Genomic DNA, 17,153 nt, shown 5'->3' with positions numbered 1-17,153 from the left:
ATCACGCGGGATGGCCCGGCAACTGCGGGCGCAGGCGTTCCAGCGTGGCCAACGTCTGCGCGAGGGCATCGCCGGCTTCGCAGGCAACGACATGGCGCTGCGGCATGCTGCGCAACCAGGTCAGCTGGCGTTTCGCCAATTGGCGCGTCGCGGCGATCGCCCGCTCGCGCAGCAGCGCGGTCGCGTTGTCGTCGAGTTCGCGGTCGCCGGCTGCATCCAGTGCTTCCCAGACCTGGCGGTATCCGACGCAGCGCATCGACGGCAGCGCCAGGTCGAGGTCGCCGCGTGCGCGCAAGCGCCGCACCTCGTCGATCAATCCGTCGGCGAGCATCTGGTCGAAACGCGCGGCGATTCGCTGGTGCAGCCAGCCGCGGTCGACCGGTTCGAGCGAGACGAGTGGCGGTGTCTCGGCAGGTTTCGGTCCGGCTTTCTGATGGAATTCGGACAGCGGCCTGCCGCTGATCCGGAATACCTCGAGTGCACGCTGGATCCGCTGGCTGTCGGTCGGCGGCAGGCGGGCCGCGGTTGGCGGATCGACACGCGCCAGTTCGGCGTGCATCGCCGGCCAGCCGCGTTCGGCGGCCTCGCGGTCGATTGCCTGGCGGATCGCCGGCTCGCTCTGCGGCATCGCATCGAGCCCGTCGAACAAGGCCTTGAAATAAAGCATCGTGCCGCCGACCAGCAGCGGCAGGTGGCCGCGCGCGCGAATCGCCGCGATCTGCTGCCGGGCATCGTCGACGAATCGCGCCGCCGAATAGCTCTGGTCGGGTTCGATCAGGTCGATCAGGTGGTGAGGTGCTGCGGCCAACTCGGCCGGGGTCGGCTTCGCGGTGCCGATGTCCATGCCGCGGTAAACCAGCGCCGAATCGACGCTGACGATCTCGACCGGCTGACGATCCGCCAGCGCGGCGGCGAAGGCCAGCGCGGCCGCGCTCTTGCCGGCGCCGGTCGGGCCGGCCAGGCACAGGCAATGCAGCGAAGCGGTGTCGGCTGTGCTCATCGCGCGACCGGCAATGTGGCGGCTGCGGGCTCGCCGTGGCGGACCACCATCGTGCGCACGACGACGAACAGCAGCACGCAGAAGAACCCGACGCCGAGACCCAGCGGCAGCGGCGTTCCATCGAGGTTTTCACCAAGCCAGAGGCCGGCGACGAAGGCGGTCAGCATCATCAGGAAACCGCTCATTGCCGATGCGGCGCCGGCCTTGTCGGGAAAGGGTGCCAACGCGCCGACCTGGCTGCATGGCTGGTGGATGCCGTGGCCGAAGCCGAACAGGCATTGCGGCAGGAAAACCGCCCAGACGGTGTACACGCCGGCCAGCGCGAAGGCGGCCATGCCGACGCCACCGGCGAGGCTGACCCAGGCGCCGCGCTTGACGGTTGCGAGCAGCCCGTGCCGGTGCAGCCAGCGCCGGCAGGCCAGCGTGCCGGCAATGTACGAGACCGAACCGGCCGCCATCAGCAGGCCATATTCGAGCCGGCTGATGCCGAGCACGCCGATGTAGACGAACGAGGAGCCGGCGAGGATCAGAAACAGCCCGGCGAAGGTCGTTGCCGACAATGCGGCCCAGGCGCGGAAGGTCGGGTGCGCGAGCACCTGCCGCCAGTTGCCGACCATTGGTGCAAGCCGGGTCGCATGCGGGTTGGTGACCGGAATCGTTTCGGGAAAACGGCGCGCGACGAAGACCAGCGTCGCCGCGCCGAACAGCGCCGTCATCAGCAGTGCGACCCGCCAGCTCGACCACTGCGCGATCGCGCCGCCGATGATTGGGCTGGCGAGCGCGAACAAGCCGAGCCCGGACAGCGCGCGCGCCATCATCGACGCGCCTTCGGCCGGCCCATACAGATCGCGCACGATCGCGCGGCCGCCATTGACCGCAGCGGCCATCGCCGCGCCCTGCAGCACCCGCCAGGCGATCAACGCCTCGATGTTCGGTGCCAGCATGCCGCCGATGCTCGCTGCGACATAGATGGCCAGGCCGCCGAGCAGCAGCGGCCGGCGGCCGAACCGATCGGCGAGCGGGCCGGCGATCAGCTGCGCGATGCCGAACGAGATGATCAGCGCCGACAGCGTCAGCTGCGTCGCCGCGACACTGGCGTCGAGTGCGAACTGCAGCGGCGGCAGCGTCGGCAGGTAGAGGTCGGTGGTGACCGGCTGGATGCCGAGCAGCAGCGTCAACAGCACGACGACCGTCGCAGGCGACATCGGCGGGCGCCGGCCTGCGGCAGCGCTCGAAGTGGCCAGGTGCTGGGCCGGCTCAGTCAAAACGCTCGTCGAGGCGCAGATAACGCCATTGACCGCTCGGCAGATCGCCGAGCATCACGCGGCCGATGCGCACCCGTTTCAGGCCGAGCACCTGCAGCCCGACCGCCTCGCACATCCGGCGGATCTGCCGCTTCTTGCCCTCGCGCAATACGAAGCGCAGCTGATCGTCGTTGACCCACTCGACCTGCGCCTCGCGCAGCGGCTGGCCATCGAGCTCGAGGCCATGACGCAGCAGCGCCAGCCCTTCGTCGGACAGCGGCGAGCCGTCGCGCGACGCGACGCGGACCAGGTATTCCTTCTCGATCGCCGAGTTTTCGCCGATCAGCTGCTTCGCGATGCGGCCATCCTGCGTCAGCACCAGCAGCCCGACCGAATCGATGTCGAGCCGGCCGGCCGGCACCAGGCTGCGCAGGTGCTGCGGCAGGAAGCGGATGCCGGAATGGTCTTCGGCCCATTGATTGGCCGGCTTGACGAGCACATAGGCCGGCTCGTAGCCATCCTCGGCCTGGCCGCTGACATAACCGACCGGCTTGTTGATCAGCACCGTGACCTTCTGTGCCTGAACAAACCTGGCCTTCTCGTCGATCGTCACCTGCTGGCCGCGCAGCACGCGCGAGCCGAGTTCGCTGACGACGCGGCCGTCGACGCGGACCCAGCCCTTCGCGATCCACTCGTCGGCTTCGCGCCGCGATGCGATGCCGAGTTCGGTCATGTATTTCGACAGCCGCAGGCTGCCGTCGGCCGATGAACTGGCGGTGGCAGCACGTGCCGGCTGCGGCGGCCGCTCGTCCGCGCGGTCCGGCTCGCGCCGCTTCGGCGGCGGAGCGCCAAAGGCGCGGTTCGGGCCGGCCGGCGGCGGCTGGTTCCAGGTCGGTTCGGGGCGGCGCGCCGAGCGGTTCGGTGCCGGCCGCTCGTCGCGGCGGGCAGGCCGCTCCTCGCGCGACGACGGTCGTTCCTCGCGCTGCGATGGTCGATTCTCACGCTGCGGTGGTCGACCCTCGCGCTGCGGCGGCCGTGTCTCCCGCTGCGGCGACCGCGCGCCGCGCGCTTCGGGTGCCGCATGCGACTCGCGTTCCCGCTCCGGTCGCGGCGAATGGCTTTGCGATTCGCCAGACCGACGGGGCCGGGCAGGTGCTTCGCGGTCGCCGCCGCGCTCGCGCTGGCGTTGCTGGTGCTGCCGGTCGGCCTCCTCGCGCTGCGCCTGCGCCTCGGCCAGTGTCGGCCGTTTGCGCACGCCGCTGCCGCTGCCGCGCAGCGGTGGACGCGCCGGCTTCGCGGCGCCTGCCGGCCGCCGCTCGTCGTCGGTACCTGCAGGTTTGCGCGGTTTCAGTTTGATGGTTGCCATGTCAGCTCGGTTGTCCGGAGGGCGCGTTGCGGGCGGCCTTCCGGTGGATGGTTTCGGCCGCTGCCGTCACTCGATGACCAGGTTGGTCAGCGTACGCTGCGCTGGCTGCCGGCCGATGCCGAACAGCGCTTCGATCGCCTCGCGGTATTGCGCCTGGCCGAGCCGGTTCGCATTGTGGTGGGTACCACCGTCGACCAGCACGAAACGTTTCGGCTCGGCCGCGCGGGCATAGAGTTGGCGGCCGAGTTGCGGCTTGATCGTGCCATCGTCGCTGCCGTGCACGACGAGCACCGGCGAGCCGACCCGCGCGATCTGTGCCGCCGAATCGAAGCGCTTGCCGATCAGCGGCGTCAGCGGCAGCCAGCCCCAGCGCCAGCTGCGGAAGACGTCGGCGACCGACGTGAAGGTCCCTTCGACGATCAGCCCGCGTTCGTCGTCGGTGCGTGCCGCCAGTGCGATCGCGATCGCGCCACCGAGCGAATGGCCGAAGATGTAGCGCGGCTGCTGCGGAAATCGCGCGCCGAGCCAGTCCCAGGCCGCCACCGCATCCTCGACCGCCGATTCCTCCGACGGCAGCTCGTCGGTGCTGGCGCCGAAACCGCGGTAGTCGATCGCGAGCACCGAAAAGCCGAGCTCGCGCATGTTGCGGATCCGCCAGCCGCTCGATTCGACATGCCGCCGTGCGCCATGCAGGTACAGCAGCAGCGGCGCCTGCGGATCGGCATGCGCCGCCCACAGGCCGTGCAGCCGGACCGGCTGGCCGGAAGCCTCGGAGCGGTATTCGATCCAGACATCGTCGATGCCATCGTGGCGCTGCCGTGGCGTGCCTTGCCAGGACTGCGCCGGCGCCGGCTGGAAGATCCATTTGCGCATCTGTGTATCGAAGCTCGCGCAGCCGGCGAGCACGCCGCTGCCCAGCAACCCGGCCAGTGCCAGCGTCAGCCAGCGGCGGCGTACAAATTCGGCAATCCTCGAGGTCATCGTCGACAGGTCGGAACGGGTGGCGGGGAGCAGGGCGGACGCGGTTCAACGACCGCGCGAGAACATCGCATCGAGGTCGCGCAGCGAAATCTGCCGCCAGGTCGGCCGGCCATGGTTGCATTGGTCGGAGCGCTCGGTGCGTTCCATGTCCCGCAGCAGCGCATTCATTTCGTCGATCGTCAGCTGGCGGTTCGCGCGCACTGCGCCATGGCAGGCCATCGTCGACAACACCTCGTGCTGCGCCCGCTCGAACGCGGCGCTGGCGCCGAATTGCGCCAGTTCGGCGAGCACTTGGCGCGCCAGTTCGACGACGTCGCCGCCGGCCAGCGCGGCCGGCCGCGAGCGCACCGCGAGCGTCGTCGGCGACAGCGGCGACAACTCGAGCCCGAGGCGCAGCAGCGTCTCGCCATGGGTCTGGGCGCAGGCCATCTCCTGCGGCGTTGCGCTGAAGCTGGCCGGTATCAACAGCGGCTGGCTGGCGATCGGCGCATCGCCGGCGGCGGCCGCCGCGGCCTTCAATTGTTCGTAGACGATGCGCTCGTGCGCCGCATGCATGTCGACGACGATCAGCCCGCGTTCGTTTTCGGCCAGGATATAGATGCCGCCGATCTGCGCGATTGCGCGGCCGAGCGGCCAGGAGTCCGCGGCCGCCGCAGGCGCCTGCGGTGCGGATGCCGGCGCGGCGGGCACCGGCTCGGGCCGGCCGGCCTGCAGCGGCGCCGGCTGCGGCTCACGCGCATACAAGACCTCGGCCTGCGCGAGGCCGAGCCGGCCCTGTGCTGCCGGCCACGGCCGCTGCGGCTGCACCGCCGGTGCGGGCGCAGCGGCGGGTCGGCCGCCCAGCGCTGGCCCGGCCGGATCGGCGACGGCGGTCAGGACGGCCGCGCCAGATTCGCCGGCGCGCGGATTCGCCAATGCGATCTCGACCCCCCGCCGCACCGCCTGATGGACTTCGCGCGCATCGCGGAAGCGGACCTCGATCTTGGTCGGGTGGACATTGACGTCGACCAGCTCCGGATTGATCTCGATCAGCAGCACGTAGGCCGGCTGGCGGGCGCCGTGCAACACGTCCTGGTAGGCCGAGCGCACGCCGTGGGCAATCAGCTTGTCGCGCACATAACGGCCATTGACATAGACATATTGATGGTCGGCGCGGGCCCGTGCCGCCTCCGGCAGCCCTGCGCGGCCGCTGATGCGCAGCGGCCCCTGCTCGATCAGCAGCGGCCGGCTGTGGCCGACGAATTCGTCGCCGAGCAATTGCTCGAGCCGCGCCGGCGCATCGCAACGCCGCCATTGCTGGCTCAGCTTGCCGTCGTGCCAGACCGTGAAGCCGACGTCGGGCCGGACCAGCGCATGGCGGCGCACCGCCTCGATGCAGTGCGCCAGTTCGGTGGCCACCGATTTGAGAAATTTGCGCCGCGCCGGCGTGCTGAAGAACAACTCGCGGACCTCGACGCTGGTGCCCGTGCCGCGTGCCGCCGGCGCCAACTCGCCGCTGCGCGCGTCGAGCCGCAGTGCATGCGGCGCATCGGCGCAGCGGCTGCAGATCGCCAGTTCGGACACCGATGCGATCGCCGCCAGCGCCTCGCCGCGAAAACCCATTGTTTCGACCTGCTCGAGTTCGGCCAGCGACGCGATCTTGCTGGTGGCGTGGCGGCGCAGCGCCAGCGGCAACTCGTCGGCCGGAATGCCCGCGCCGTCGTCCTCGACCAGCACCGAGCGGATCCCGCCGCCGAGCAGCTTGATGCCGATTTCGCGGGCGCCGGCGTCGAGCGCGTTGTCGACCAGTTCGCGCACCACCGAGGCCGGCCGCTCGACGACCTCACCGGCGGCGATCTGGCTGATCAGTTCGTCCGGCAACTCGCGGATCGGGCGGCGGGTGCGCGCTATCAAGGCATTCATCGCCCCGATTGTAGGAATCCGCCACAGCCCGGCCCGGCGCGGCCGCGAAGCCCTGGATAATCGCAGCCCATGGACATCCTGCTCGCCCTGGTCGATTTCATCCTCAACGTCGACGTTCACCTGGTGCAATTCGTCGAGGCCCATGGCGCCTGGGTCTATGCGCTGCTGTTCGCAATCATCTTCGTCGAGACCGGCGTCGTCGTGATGCCGTTCCTGCCCGGCGACTCGCTGCTGTTCGTCGTCGGCACGATGTGTGGTGCCGGTCTGCTCGATCTGCCGTTGACGATTTCGTTGCTGTTCATTGCCGCGGTGCTCGGCGACCAGGTCAACTACAGTGTCGGCCGCTATTTCGGGCCGAAGGTCTTCGGCTGGGAGCAGTCGCGCTTCTTCAACAAGCGCGCGTTCGAGCAGGCGCACGAGTTCTACGAGCGTTATGGCGGCATCACGATCATCCTCGCGCGCTTCATGCCGTTCGTGCGCACCTTCGTGCCGTTTGTCGCCGGCGTTGCCGCAATGACGCGCTCGCGCTTCATCGCCTACAACGTGATCGGCGCCGGCATCTGGGTCGTCTCGCTGACCGTCGCCGGCCAGCTGTTCGGCAACCTGCCGTGGGTGAAGGCAAATCTCGACAAGATCATCTGGGCGATCATCATCATCCCGGGCCTGATCGCGATCTTCGGCGCCTGGCGCGCCGGCCGCAGCAGCGGCAGCGTCAAGAGCCTGGCCTGAGGCCGGGCCGCCGGGCGGCGCCGCTCACAGCGAGCGGTTTCTCGCCAGCGGCGGATTCTTCGCGAAATAGCGGCGGATCCCGACGCTCAGCGCCTCGACCAGTTCGGCCTGGTAGGCCGGATCGCGCAGCTTGGCTTCCTCCTCCGGGTTCGAGATGAAGGCTGTCTCGACCAGGATCGACGGGATGTCCGGCGCCTTCAGCACCGCAAAACCGGCCTGTTCGACGCTCGCCTTGTGGAGTCGGCCGACCTTGCCGATTTCGCCGAGCACCTCGCGGCCGACATGCAGGCTGTCCTTGATCTGCGCGGTCGTGCTCATGTCGAGCATCGCCCGCAGCACCGTTGCATCGGCGGCATGCAGGTTGGCGCCGCCGACGATGTCGGCGGCATTTTCGCGGCTGGCCATCCAGCGCGCCGCCGTGCTGGTGGCGCCGCGTTCGCTCAATGCATAAACCGACGCGCCACGCGCCTTTGGCGTGATGAAGGCATCGGCGTGGATCGAGACAAACAGATCGGCCTGCACGCGCCGCGCCTTGCGCACCCGGTCCTGCAGCGGCACGAAGAAGTCCTCGTCGCGGGTCAGCATCGCGCGCATGTTCGGCATCTCGTTGATGCGGTCGCGCAGTTGCAGCGCCACCGCCAGCACGACATCCTTTTCCTTCAGGCCGTTCGGGCCGATCGCGCCGGGGTCCTCGCCGCCATGGCCCGGATCGATCGCAACGACGATCAGCCGGTCGATGCGCCGCTGCAGCGCCGGTCCGGGCGGCGCGCCGGGTGCCGGCGTCTGCATCGGTGCCGATGCCGGCGCGGCCGCAACGATCGGCGGCGAGCCGGTGCTGCCGCCCTTCGGGCGGTTCGGGTCGATCTTGCCGATGAATTCGCCGAGCGCGTCGCGCACCGAGCGTGCGGCCTGCCGTTCGGCGCTTTCCTTTTCCTCGATCAATGCGAGCAGCGGATCGGGTGGCTCGGTCGGGCGCAGATCGAATACCAGCCGATGCTGGTAGGCGGCGACCGGCGTCAGCGCAAACAGCTGCGGCGCGATCGCCTGCTTCAGGTCGATCACCAGCCGGACGATGCGCGGCTGGTTCTGGCCGACCCGCACACCGGCGATGTAGGGGTCATCGCTGCGCACCTTGCCGACGATCTCGCGCAGCGCCGGACTCAGCTCGAGGCCTTCGACGTCGATCACCAGCCGCCTCGGGTTGTCGATCAGGAAATGGCTCGCCTGCAGCGCGGTATCGCTTTCCAGCGTCACGCGGGTGTAGTCGTCGGCAGGCCAGAGCCGCACCGCGACGATGCTGGCGCCAAAGGCCAGCTGCGCCGGGCCGAGCAGCAGCACGATGCTGCCGAGGCCGGTCAGCAGCGTGCGGCGGCCGCGGTCGGGCGGTGTCGGGATGATCTGCCGCGTCATCGCAACAGCTCCTGGCCGAGCGCACTGTGCGCTTCGATGGTCACGTGGCGGGCGTCGTCATCGCCCGGGACCAGCGTGATGCTCAGATCGTCGGGCGGCAGCAGGCCGGCCGCCTTTTCGGGCCATTCGGCGAGCTTCAGACCGCGCTGCGCGAAGATGTCGCGAAATCCGGCATCCTCCCATTCATGGGGATCGTCGAAGCGGTAGAAGTCGAAATGCCAGGCGGTCGTCGGACCATCGCCGTCAGCGGCTTGCAGTCGGTATTCCTCGACCATCGTATAAGTGGGGCTCTTGATCGGGCCGTCGACGCCCAGTGCGCGCAGCAGGTGCCGGGCAAAACTCGTCTTGCCGGCGCCCAGCGTGCCGTGCAGCGTGATGAATGCCGATCGGATGGCCGGCCGTGCAGCGAGCATTGCCGCGGTGGCAACGCAGCCGGACTCATTCGGCCAGTCGATCGTGCGTATTCCTGAATTTGTCAAAGCCGCGAAGAATTTACTTGATGTCTCTCGTTGAAGTGCCTGAGCTGATTGAGTTTTTGCGCCGCGAAGCGGCCGCACTGGGATTTTCACAGATCGGAGTGGCCGATGTCGACCTGAGTGTTGCGGAGGAGGGACTTTTGGCCTGGCTGGAGGCCGGATTTCACGGCGAAATGGCCTATATGGAGCGGCATGGCCTGCGCCGGGCGCGGCCGGCCGAGCTCCGGCCGGGCACATCGAGCGTGATCACCGCGCGGCTCGACTACCTGCCGCGCCCGTCATCAGAGCCCGCCGGCGGCAGCAACAACGACGACTGGCGTGCGATCGAGTGGCATCGGCTCGAAGACCCGGCACAGGCCACGGTGTCGCTCTACGCCCGCGGCCGCGACTACCACAAGACGATGCGGCAGCGGCTGGGCAAGCTGGCCGATGCCCTGCAGCAGCGGGTCGGCCCGTTCGGCCACCGCGTCTTCACCGATTCGGCACCGGTGCTCGAGGTCGAACTGGCCAGCCGCAGCGGCATCGGCTGGCGAGGCAAACATACGCTGGCGCTTGATCGCGACGGTGGCTCGATGTTTTTTCTCGGCGAGATCTATATCGACCTCGCGCTGCCGCCGACGCCGCCGGTCGACGAACACTGCGGCAGCTGCCGGGCGTGCATCGACGTCTGCCCGACCGGCGCGATCGTTGCACCGTATCGGCTCGATGCGCGGCGCTGCATCTCGTATCTGACGATCGAGCATGCCGGGCCGATACCGGTCGAACTGCGGCCGGCGCTCGGCAACCGCATCTATGGCTGCGACGACTGCCAGCTGGTCTGCCCGTGGAACAAGTTCGCGCGAAAAAGCGGGCTGGCCGAATTCGATGTCCGTCCGCCGTTCGGCGACGCAACGCTGCTGGCGCTTTGGCGATGGACCGAGGCCGATTTTCTGCGCCTGACCGAAGGCAGCGCGATCCGTCGCATCGGCCATGCCCGCTGGCGCCGCAACCTCGCGGTCGCGCTCGGCAACCTGCTGCGCGACGCGCGCTGCGAGCGGCAACTTGCCGATGAGGTCCGCGCGGCGCTGGCCGGCCAGCGCGACGGCGCCGACGATCTGCTGCGCGAGCACATCGACTGGGCGCTTGCCGGGTGAGGCGCTTGCTGCCAGCGCTCAGCCGCGCGGGTGGTGCTTCGCGTGCAAGGCCTTCAGGCGTTCGCGCGCAACGTGGGTGTAGATCGTCGTCGTCGAGATGTCGGCATGGCCGAGCAGCATCTGCACCGCGCGCAGGTCGGCGCCGTGGTTCAGCAGATGGGTCGCAAAGGCGTGGCGCAGCGTGTGCGGCGAAAGCGGCACGTCGATGCCGACGCGCCGGGCATGCGCCTTGATCAGTTTCCAGAACATCTGCCGCGTCATCGGGCCGCCGCGCCCGGTGACGAACAGCGCATCGCTGGCACGCCCGCCGAGGATCGCGCTGCGCGCCTCGGCGAGGTAGCGGCGCAGCCACTGGTCGGCCTCCTCGCCGAATGGCACCAGCCGCTCGCGGCTGCCCTTGCCGGTGACACGCAACGCGCCTTCGTTCAGGCTGACGTTGACCGACTGCAGCGTGACCAGTTCGCTGACGCGCAGCCCGCTCGCATACAGCAGCTCGAGCATCGCGCGGTCGCGCAACCCGAGCAGCGAGCCGGTGTCGGGTGCATTCAGCAGCGCCTCGACCTGCGCCTCGCTCAGCGTCTTCGGCACGCGCAGCGCCTGGCGCGCGCCGTCGAGCTTCAGCGTCGGATCGGCGGCCGTCAGCTGCTCGCGCAGCGCCCAGCGGAAAAAGCGCTTGAAAACGGTCAGCCGGCGGTTGCTGCTGCTGGCCTTGCTGTCCGGGTGTCGCGATACGCCATAGCCGCGCAGATCGGCCTCGCTCGATTGCGCCAGATTGCGGCCTGGCGCGGTCTCGGCCAGCCAGCGGGCATACAGCTCGAGGTCGCGCCGGTAGGCTTGCAGCGTGTTGGCGGCCAGCCCGTCCTCGATCCACAAGGCCTCGATGAAGCGGTTGATGATCGCGTGGTCGGGCGCTGCGGCGTCGGCCTGCGGGGCGGGCATGGTGTCGAGAAAATCTTGTTCAGCGGGGTACCGGGCCGAGGTATTTTCGCTTCAGGTCGGGCCAGTTGCTGCCGTTGACGATGCGCAGCGTCGCCTGGCTGACCGGCTCGCGCAATTCACTGCCGGCGCCGACCGCAAAGGCATAGGCCTGGTTGTCGAAGGTGCCGGGCAGCACGCGCAGCGCGGTGCCGCTCAGTTCGGCAATCCGGTATTGCAGGATCGGCTGGTCGTAGACGATTGCATCGACATCGCCGTTCTGCACCGCGCGCATTGCGGTCGGCACATCGGGATAGGCGGTGGCGCGGATGCGTTCGTCGTCGAGATAACGCGCGCTGGTCGTGCCGGCGACTGTTGCGACATGAGCGCGCCGCAGGTCCTGCGGGCCGCTGATCGCGCTTTGCAGGCTGCCGACGGTCAGCGCCGACGTGACGGCTGCGGTAAAGCCGGACACCATGATCAATGCGGCAAACATCCAGACGATCGCGATCAGCCGCCCGCCGAGCGTCACCGGCGCCTTGTCGCCATAACCGACGGTCGTCATCGTCACCGCGGCCCACCAGAAGCTCTGGCCGAGGCCCTGCACCGGCTTGCCGCCGAACTGCTCCTTGTTGCGGTGCCGCTCGAACATCCACAACAAGGCGCCGACGCCAAGCAGCAGCGCCGCCAGGCCGAGCACCGCACTGGCAAACTGCCACGAGAACAGCCGCCTGACGACGGCCATCCAGCCGCCGTCGCTTTCCAGCGGCACCGCGATCGCGAGCCCGGTCTGGTAGAACGGGTGCGTGAAGTCGACCCGCTCCTCGCGCTCGGCGGTCATCGTGATCGCGCCGACCGCGACATCGGCCTTGCCGGTCTCGACACTCGGCAACACATCCTTGAAGGCCATCGGCACCAGTTCGAATTCGCGCCCGAGTTCCTCGGCGATCTGTGTCCACAGGTCGATGCTGATGCCGCGCCAGCGGCCGTCGGCCTCGCGGATCACGAACGGCGGCACCTCGCTGATCGCGACGCGCAGCGTCGGCTGGGCCGGCGCCTGCTGTGCCTGCGCGGCGGCGTCGCCGGGCGCCGACCAGAGCAGCGGCGCGAGGCACAGCAGCATCATTGCTGTCCATTTCTTCATTTGTTGTTCCTTCGGCAAGACACGCCCGACGGTAACAAACACCGCTGCCGCCAGGCCTGCGCGGTCCATCAATGGGACCAAGCCGGCGGCAGAAGTTCCTTCAAACCGCTGTCGGGGCACCAAGCGCAGCCACGTGCTGGCGCAAGGACGTCGAGCCCGGCGTCAACCGGGCCCTGCCGTCCTGCTGCGCAAGCGAACGCTAGAAGATGCCGGGCAGCCACATCGTGACGGCCGGGACATAGGTCACGAGGATCAGCGCCACCAGAATGGCCAGATAGAAAGGCCAGATCGTCCGCACCGCATCCTCGATCTTCACCTTGCCCACCGCGCATCCGACGAACAGACAGGTTCCGACCGGCGGCGTGCACAGGCCGATGCCGAGGTTGACCAGCAGCATGATGCCGAAATGCTCCGGCGCCATGCCCAGGCTCTTGGCAATCGGCAGGAAGATCGGCGTGCAGATCAGGATCAGTGCTGCCATGTCCATGATCATGCCGAGCAGCAGCAGGATCACATTGATCATCAGCAGGATCACGATCGGGTTGTCGGAGATCGCCAGCAGCAGATCGCTGAGCTTGGCCGGCACCTGGTACAGCGCGAGCAGGTAGGCGAAGGAGCTCGCAAAGGCGATCAGGATCATCACCATCGACGTCGTTCTGACCGACGACGCGACCGCTGTCTTGAAGCCCTGCCAGCTGAGGCTGCGGTAATAGAAGGTGCACAGCAGCAGCGCATAGATCGCGCCGAACGCGCCCGATTCGGTGACCGTGAAGACGCCGGAAAGCGTGCCGCCGATGATGATCACCGCGGTGAACAGGCCGGGCACGGCGTCCAGCGCGGTGCGTGCCAGCTCTGCGCCGCCCGGGAAGGGCTCGGCCGGGTACTTGTGCTTGACCGACAGGATGTAGGCGGCAACGGCGAGACACAGGCACATCAGCACGCCCGGAACCACGCCGGCGAGGAACAGGCTCGAAATCGATATGCCGCCGCCCGCTGCCACCGCAAAGATGATCATGTTGTGGCTGGGCGGAATGATGATGCCGGCAATCGACGAGGTGATGGTCACGTTGACCGCGAAGTCGGGCCGGTAGCCGCGCTCCTTCATGACCGGGATCTGCACCGACCCCAGCGCCGAGATGTCGGCGACCGCCGACCCCGAGATGCCGCCGAACAGCATGCTCGAAAAGATATTGACCATCGCGAGGCCGCCCTTGATGTGGCCGACCAGCGCAGAAGCGAAACCGAGCAGGCGCTTCGCGATGCCGCCGTGCAGCATGATCTCGCCGGCGAATACGAAGAACGGGATCGCCAGCAGCGAAAAGACCGTGACACCGGCCATCGCGCGCTGGAACGTGATCAGCATCGGGAAGCCTTCGAACCAGAAGGCGGTGGCGGCGGCAATGCCCATCGCGAATGCGACCGGCATGCCGATCACGATGCCGATCCCGAATACGCCGAGCAGGATTGCGAGACCCATGATCAGAACCTTTCGATGGTTGTGTGGGAGGCGAACTCGCGGAAATTGATGATCGAGAGAACGGCTCGGGTGCCGGCGAACACCAGCAGCAGCGCGCCGCAGCACACCTCGGAGAAGGTCCGGACGCCTTCGGGCACATTGAGCATCGGCAGCAGGGTGTCCCATCCGAAACGCATCAGCTTGATCCCCGCCAGCAGCATCACGAGGCCGAAAATCGCCAGCATGATGTCGACCGCGATCATCACGATCGCGCGGGGGGTTTCGCCAAGCATGTCGCGGAACATGTCGACGCCCAGGTGGCTGCTTTCATGAATGCCGGCTGCAGCGCCCAGGAACGTGATGTAGCCGACCAGCACCAGCGCCAGTTGCTCGACCCAGGTTGGCGTCACGTTCAGCACATAGCGGCCGAAGACGAGCCAGCCGAAGGTCACGAGCAGGACCACCAAAGCGCAGGACGCCAGGAAAAGGCAGGCATCGCTCAGCTTGTCGAGGCCCGCTTCTATTCGCGTCACGACCATTGACCGTTCAGCCATCTTCTGATTCCTCCATGGGCAGACACCCGACAAAAAAAGACCCGCCCCCAGGGATGCGGGGGCGGGTCGTCGGCGCAGATGGCCTCAGTTCGCGTTGCGCATCATGTTCACGAGGCCGACCAGATTCGGATTGGCGGCGAGGAACTTGTCATAGACGGGCTTCATCGCGTCCTGGAACGGCTTCTTGTTGGTCACCATGTTGACCTTGACGCCGCCGGCGGTGACCTTGGCCATGCTGGCCTTTTCACGTTCGGCCCAGAGCTTGCGCTGCAGTTCGGCGCTTTTCTTGCCGGCCGCCTTGACGATGGCCTGCTGCTCAGGCGTCAACTTGTCCCAGGAGACCTTCGAGACGCACAGGCATTCAGGGATGATCAGGTGCTCGGTCAGCGAGTAGTACTTCGCCACCTCAAAGTGGTTGGTGGACTCGTACGATGGCGGGTTGTTTTCCGCGCCGTCGACGACCTTGGTCTTGATCGACTGGAAGACCTCGCCGAAGGCCATCGGCGTGGCGTTGCCGCCCATCGACGAGACCATGCCGACGAACAGGTCGTTGTTCATCACGCGGACCTTCATGCCCTTGACGTCTGCCGGCGTGTTGATCGGCTTGATCGAGTTGTAGAACGAGCGGGCGCCGGCGTCGTACCAGCCGACCGGTACCAGGCCCTTGGCGATCATGCCCTTGCCGATCGCTTCGCCGACCTCGCCGTCCATCAGCTTGTGCATCTGCGGGACGCTCTTGAAGATGAACGGCAGCGACACGACGTTCGTTTCCGGAATCGACTGACCCATCGGGCCGAGGCTGAATTCGCCGAAATCGATGGCGCCCAGCCGGGTCTGCTCGATCGCGTCGGGCTGGTCGCCGAGAACGCCGTTGTGGAAGATCTTGCCGGTCAGCTTGCCACCGGTCTTCTCGGCAACTTCCTTCATGAAGGATTCCATCGCGATCGAAACCGGATAGTCCTGGACATGAATATTCCAGCCGCGCCATTCAGCGGCCGTTGCCGACATCGCCGGGATGGCCAGACTCAAAGCCAAGGCAGCAGTCTTGATCGATCTGGATGTGGTTGAAAACATGGTGTCTCCTGGTTGAATGTGAGGGCGGCTACGGTCTCTCGGCCTTGACGAATCGGACCGGGGGTGCGCCGGCGGGGTGTGCCGCCGGACGCACGCCGGTGCGTGGTGAAGTACGTAGTAAATCGATACACCAACCTTACCCGCTGTTTTGCAACGTTGCACGAGGGCAAACCCTAGATGCGGCTTTTCTGCTGACCAGGCGCGGCCTTGTTCATTCACGCAGGTGCTGGCTCGCGCTCGGATCGCCGCGCCAGGCCAGACCGTTGCTCTGCGCTGCGCTGCGGGGTGGGGCGGGGCGCGCGCCGGCACCGCACCGGACGCCGCTGCCGACATTGCTGCGCAGCGGCTCGGGAACTCGGCAGAACGTGCTGGGGCACACTCGCCGGATGGACCAAGTCTGGCTGCTGCTACCGGAATTTCTGCTGATCCTCAGCGGCTTCGTGATCTGCCGGGCAACGCCACTGGACCGCACGGTCTGGGACGCGGCGGAGCGGCTCGTCTACTACCTGCTGTTTCCGGTGCTGCTGTTCAACTCGATCCTGCGCAGTCCGCTGCAACTGGGGCAGACATTGAGCCTGGCGTTTGCCGGTCTGGCGACCGCCGGCATCGGCATTGCGCTGGCACTGGCGATCGGCCGCTGGCCGGGCGTTCCAGCACGTCAGCATGCATCGGGCGCGCAGGTCGCGTTCCGTTTCAATTCATTCATCGGTCTGGCGCTGGCCGAACGGATCGGCGGCGCGCAGGGGCTGGCCTGGATGGCCTTGCTGATCGCGGTGTGCGTGCCGCTGTGCAATGTCGGCGCCGTCTGGCCGCTGGCCCGCGAGGGCGGCCAGAACTACCACCGTGAACTGCTGCGCAATCCGCTGATCCTCAGCACCGTCGCCGGCCTGGTCTGCAACCTGATCGGGCTGCGCTTTCCGGATCCGGTGGCGACGACGCTGCAGCGCATCGGTTCGGCGGCGCTGCCGATCGGGCTGATGGCCGCGGGTGCCGGTCTGAAGATCGGGCTGCTGGTGGCCGCGCCGCGGCTGGCCGCATCGCTGCTGACGATCCGCCATGCGGTGCTGCCGCTGGTCGCGATCGGCATCACGCTGGCGCTCGCGCTGCCGAAACCGCAGGCGGCGGTTGTCGTCGCATTTGCCGCATTGCCGACCTCGAGCGCCTCGTATGTGCTCGCCGCCCGGATGGGCGGCGACGGCGGTTATGTCGCCGGACTGGTGCTGCTGTCGACGCTGCTCGGCATCGTCAGCATCACCTTCTGGCTGGCGGTGCTGGGCTGGCTCTAGGCCGGCCGGCGGAGATCAACGTGCCGGCATCGCCAGCGTCACCCGCTCGGCAGTACCCCCCTGATCGAGCGCGAAGCGCAGGCTGTAGCGCCCGTCGGCCGAGACGAAACGCCCGTTTCCGTCATGGCGCAGTGTCTCGAACGGGCGGTCGGCATAACGCATGCGCAGCGCGCTGCCGCGGCTGTCCACCATCAGCCGCTCGCCGGTTTCCATCTGGTATGCCGAGCGGAAGGCCTGGGTGGCCAGCACGACACGCGCTGCCTCGACCTCGGCTGACGATCGGATGATCTCGACCCGCGACAACTCGGGCGTGTCAGTGCCTGCGGCGAAGCTGGCCGCGGTGGTGAAGGTGGCCAGCACGATCGCGGCCAGTTGCTGATGGCTGATGTTCATCGCTTGACTCCGGTGATTGATCACAAGGCGCCGCATCGCGGTGCAGTGCGATTCGACGCCGTTGCCGGCGACGGGTCATCAGCAGTCGGG

Annotated in this window: 16 protein-coding genes; 3 read left to right on the top strand and 13 right to left on the bottom strand. The window is 67.8% G+C overall.

What is annotated here, in order from left to right; genetic code table 11:
- Position 1: 1 nt before the first annotated feature.
- From miaA to mutL, 5 genes are all read right to left on the bottom strand, one after another.
- Complete coding sequence (miaA, locus tag ACNH6H_RS02575; protein ID WP_418315375.1) at positions 2 to 1,000, bottom strand: tRNA (adenosine(37)-N6)-dimethylallyltransferase MiaA; 999 nt, start codon at positions 998 to 1,000, stop codon at positions 2 to 4.
- On the bottom strand, positions 997 to 2,205 hold the full coding sequence (locus ACNH6H_RS02570) for a multidrug effflux MFS transporter (RefSeq protein WP_418315373.1): 1,209 nt from the start codon (positions 2,203 to 2,205) through the stop codon (positions 997 to 999). The genes miaA and ACNH6H_RS02570 overlap by 4 nt, the downstream gene beginning before the upstream one ends.
- 52 nt (positions 2,206 to 2,257) lie before the next feature.
- Entirely contained in the window at positions 2,258 to 3,610 is a 1,353-nt protein-coding gene (locus tag ACNH6H_RS02565; RefSeq protein ID WP_418315371.1) for a pseudouridine synthase, read from the bottom strand.
- 66 nt (positions 3,611 to 3,676) lie between these two features.
- Positions 3,677 to 4,591: an alpha/beta hydrolase gene (locus tag ACNH6H_RS02560; protein ID WP_418315369.1), complete on the bottom strand. Its 915-nt coding sequence runs from the start codon at positions 4,589 to 4,591 to the stop codon at positions 3,677 to 3,679.
- A gap of 45 nt (positions 4,592 to 4,636) precedes the next feature.
- Positions 4,637 to 6,493, bottom strand: coding sequence for a DNA mismatch repair endonuclease MutL (gene mutL / locus ACNH6H_RS02555; protein ID WP_418315368.1), 1,857 nt, complete (start codon positions 6,491 to 6,493; stop codon positions 4,637 to 4,639).
- A 69-nt stretch (positions 6,494 to 6,562) separates the two neighbouring features.
- On the opposite strand from mutL, the gene ACNH6H_RS02550 reads away from it, so the two are divergent.
- Positions 6,563 to 7,222 (top strand): DedA family protein, encoded by a 660-nt coding sequence (locus tag ACNH6H_RS02550; RefSeq protein ID WP_418315366.1) that lies wholly within the window; start codon positions 6,563 to 6,565, stop codon positions 7,220 to 7,222.
- Between the two features lie 24 nt (positions 7,223 to 7,246).
- On the opposite strand, the gene ACNH6H_RS02545 is transcribed toward ACNH6H_RS02550, so the two are convergent.
- Both ACNH6H_RS02545 and tsaE read right to left on the bottom strand, forming a co-directional pair.
- A complete protein-coding gene (locus tag ACNH6H_RS02545) occupies positions 7,247 to 8,632 on the bottom strand; it encodes an N-acetylmuramoyl-L-alanine amidase (protein WP_418315364.1) in 1,386 nt (461 codons plus the stop codon).
- Complete coding sequence (gene tsaE / locus ACNH6H_RS02540) at positions 8,629 to 9,045, bottom strand: tRNA (adenosine(37)-N6)-threonylcarbamoyltransferase complex ATPase subunit type 1 TsaE (protein WP_418315362.1); 417 nt, start codon at positions 9,043 to 9,045, stop codon at positions 8,629 to 8,631. Before tsaE ends, ACNH6H_RS02545 begins: the two co-directional genes overlap by 4 nt.
- Before the next feature lie 86 nt (positions 9,046 to 9,131).
- Between tsaE and queG the strand changes: the two genes are divergently transcribed.
- Positions 9,132 to 10,241, top strand: coding sequence for a tRNA epoxyqueuosine(34) reductase QueG (queG, locus tag ACNH6H_RS02535; RefSeq protein WP_418315360.1), 1,110 nt, complete (start codon positions 9,132 to 9,134; stop codon positions 10,239 to 10,241).
- 18 nt (positions 10,242 to 10,259) lie between these two features.
- Here queG and xerD read toward each other — a convergent pair whose 3' ends face one another.
- The 5 genes from xerD to ACNH6H_RS02510 all read right to left on the bottom strand — a co-directional run bounded on the left by xerD (position 10,260) and on the right by ACNH6H_RS02510 (position 15,384).
- The gene (xerD, locus tag ACNH6H_RS02530) at positions 10,260 to 11,180 is read right to left on the bottom strand and encodes a site-specific tyrosine recombinase XerD (RefSeq protein WP_418315358.1); all 921 of its coding nucleotides are present in this window, start codon (positions 11,178 to 11,180) and stop codon (positions 10,260 to 10,262) included.
- A 19-nt stretch (positions 11,181 to 11,199) separates the two neighbouring features.
- Complete coding sequence (locus ACNH6H_RS02525) at positions 11,200 to 12,300, bottom strand: transporter substrate-binding domain-containing protein (protein WP_418315356.1); 1,101 nt, start codon at positions 12,298 to 12,300, stop codon at positions 11,200 to 11,202.
- 199 nt (positions 12,301 to 12,499) lie between these two features.
- Positions 12,500 to 13,777, bottom strand: coding sequence for a TRAP transporter large permease (locus tag ACNH6H_RS02520; RefSeq protein ID WP_418315354.1), 1,278 nt, complete (start codon positions 13,775 to 13,777; stop codon positions 12,500 to 12,502).
- A 2-nt stretch (positions 13,778 to 13,779) separates the two neighbouring features.
- The gene (locus ACNH6H_RS02515) at positions 13,780 to 14,310 is read right to left on the bottom strand and encodes a TRAP transporter small permease (protein WP_418315352.1); all 531 of its coding nucleotides are present in this window, start codon (positions 14,308 to 14,310) and stop codon (positions 13,780 to 13,782) included.
- 84 nt (positions 14,311 to 14,394) lie between these two features.
- Positions 14,395 to 15,384 carry a TRAP transporter substrate-binding protein gene (locus tag ACNH6H_RS02510; RefSeq protein ID WP_418315350.1) on the bottom strand — a complete coding sequence of 330 codons (990 nt, stop codon included), beginning with the start codon at positions 15,382 to 15,384 and terminating at the stop codon, positions 14,395 to 14,397.
- A gap of 386 nt (positions 15,385 to 15,770) precedes the next feature.
- On the opposite strand from ACNH6H_RS02510, the gene ACNH6H_RS02505 reads away from it, so the two are divergent.
- A complete protein-coding gene (locus ACNH6H_RS02505) occupies positions 15,771 to 16,670 on the top strand; it encodes an AEC family transporter (protein WP_418315348.1) in 900 nt (299 codons plus the stop codon).
- 15 nt (positions 16,671 to 16,685) lie between these two features.
- Here ACNH6H_RS02505 and ACNH6H_RS02500 read toward each other — a convergent pair whose 3' ends face one another.
- A complete protein-coding gene (locus ACNH6H_RS02500) occupies positions 16,686 to 17,063 on the bottom strand; it encodes a hypothetical protein (protein ID WP_418315346.1) in 378 nt (125 codons plus the stop codon).
- Between the last annotated feature and the right edge of the window lie 90 nt (positions 17,064 to 17,153).

The organism is Pseudideonella sakaiensis (assembly GCF_048320135.1).
GTDB classification, from domain to species: Bacteria; Pseudomonadota; Gammaproteobacteria; order Burkholderiales; family Burkholderiaceae_C; genus Ideonella_A; species Ideonella_A sakaiensis_A.
The sequence above is the reverse complement of the archived record's forward strand: the minus strand, read 5'-3'. Positions and strand labels throughout refer to the sequence as shown.

Excerpts from the sequence above, each read along its gene's own strand:
- ACNH6H_RS02545 (WP_418315364.1), bottom strand. The coding sequence starts at position 8,632 with ATGACGCGGCAGATCATCCCGACACCGCCCGACCGCGGCCGCCGCACG.
- ACNH6H_RS02560 (WP_418315369.1), bottom strand. The coding sequence starts at position 4,591 with ATGACCTCGAGGATTGCCGAATTTGTACGCCGCCGCTGGCTGACGCTG.
- ACNH6H_RS02570 (WP_418315373.1), bottom strand. The coding sequence starts at position 2,205 with ATGTCGCCTGCGACGGTCGTCGTGCTGTTGACGCTGCTGCTCGGCATC.
- ACNH6H_RS02550 (WP_418315366.1), top strand. The coding sequence starts at position 6,563 with ATGGACATCCTGCTCGCCCTGGTCGATTTCATCCTCAACGTCGACGTT.
- xerD (WP_418315358.1), bottom strand. The coding sequence starts at position 11,180 with ATGCCCGCCCCGCAGGCCGACGCCGCAGCGCCCGACCACGCGATCATC.
- ACNH6H_RS02565 (WP_418315371.1), bottom strand. The coding sequence starts at position 3,610 with ATGGCAACCATCAAACTGAAACCGCGCAAACCTGCAGGTACCGACGAC.
- queG (WP_418315360.1), top strand. The coding sequence starts at position 9,132 with ATGTCTCTCGTTGAAGTGCCTGAGCTGATTGAGTTTTTGCGCCGCGAA.
- ACNH6H_RS02510 (WP_418315350.1), bottom strand. The coding sequence starts at position 15,384 with ATGTTTTCAACCACATCCAGATCGATCAAGACTGCTGCCTTGGCTTTG.
- ACNH6H_RS02500 (WP_418315346.1), bottom strand. The coding sequence starts at position 17,063 with ATGAACATCAGCCATCAGCAACTGGCCGCGATCGTGCTGGCCACCTTC.
- ACNH6H_RS02520 (WP_418315354.1), bottom strand. The coding sequence starts at position 13,777 with ATGGGTCTCGCAATCCTGCTCGGCGTATTCGGGATCGGCATCGTGATC.
- tsaE (WP_418315362.1), bottom strand. The coding sequence starts at position 9,045 with ATGCTCGCTGCACGGCCGGCCATCCGATCGGCATTCATCACGCTGCAC.
- miaA (WP_418315375.1), bottom strand. The coding sequence starts at position 1,000 with ATGAGCACAGCCGACACCGCTTCGCTGCATTGCCTGTGCCTGGCCGGC.
- ACNH6H_RS02515 (WP_418315352.1), bottom strand. The coding sequence starts at position 14,310 with ATGGCTGAACGGTCAATGGTCGTGACGCGAATAGAAGCGGGCCTCGAC.
- ACNH6H_RS02505 (WP_418315348.1), top strand. The coding sequence starts at position 15,771 with ATGGACCAAGTCTGGCTGCTGCTACCGGAATTTCTGCTGATCCTCAGC.
- mutL (WP_418315368.1), bottom strand. The coding sequence starts at position 6,493 with ATGAATGCCTTGATAGCGCGCACCCGCCGCCCGATCCGCGAGTTGCCG.
- ACNH6H_RS02525 (WP_418315356.1), bottom strand. The coding sequence starts at position 12,300 with ATGAAGAAATGGACAGCAATGATGCTGCTGTGCCTCGCGCCGCTGCTC.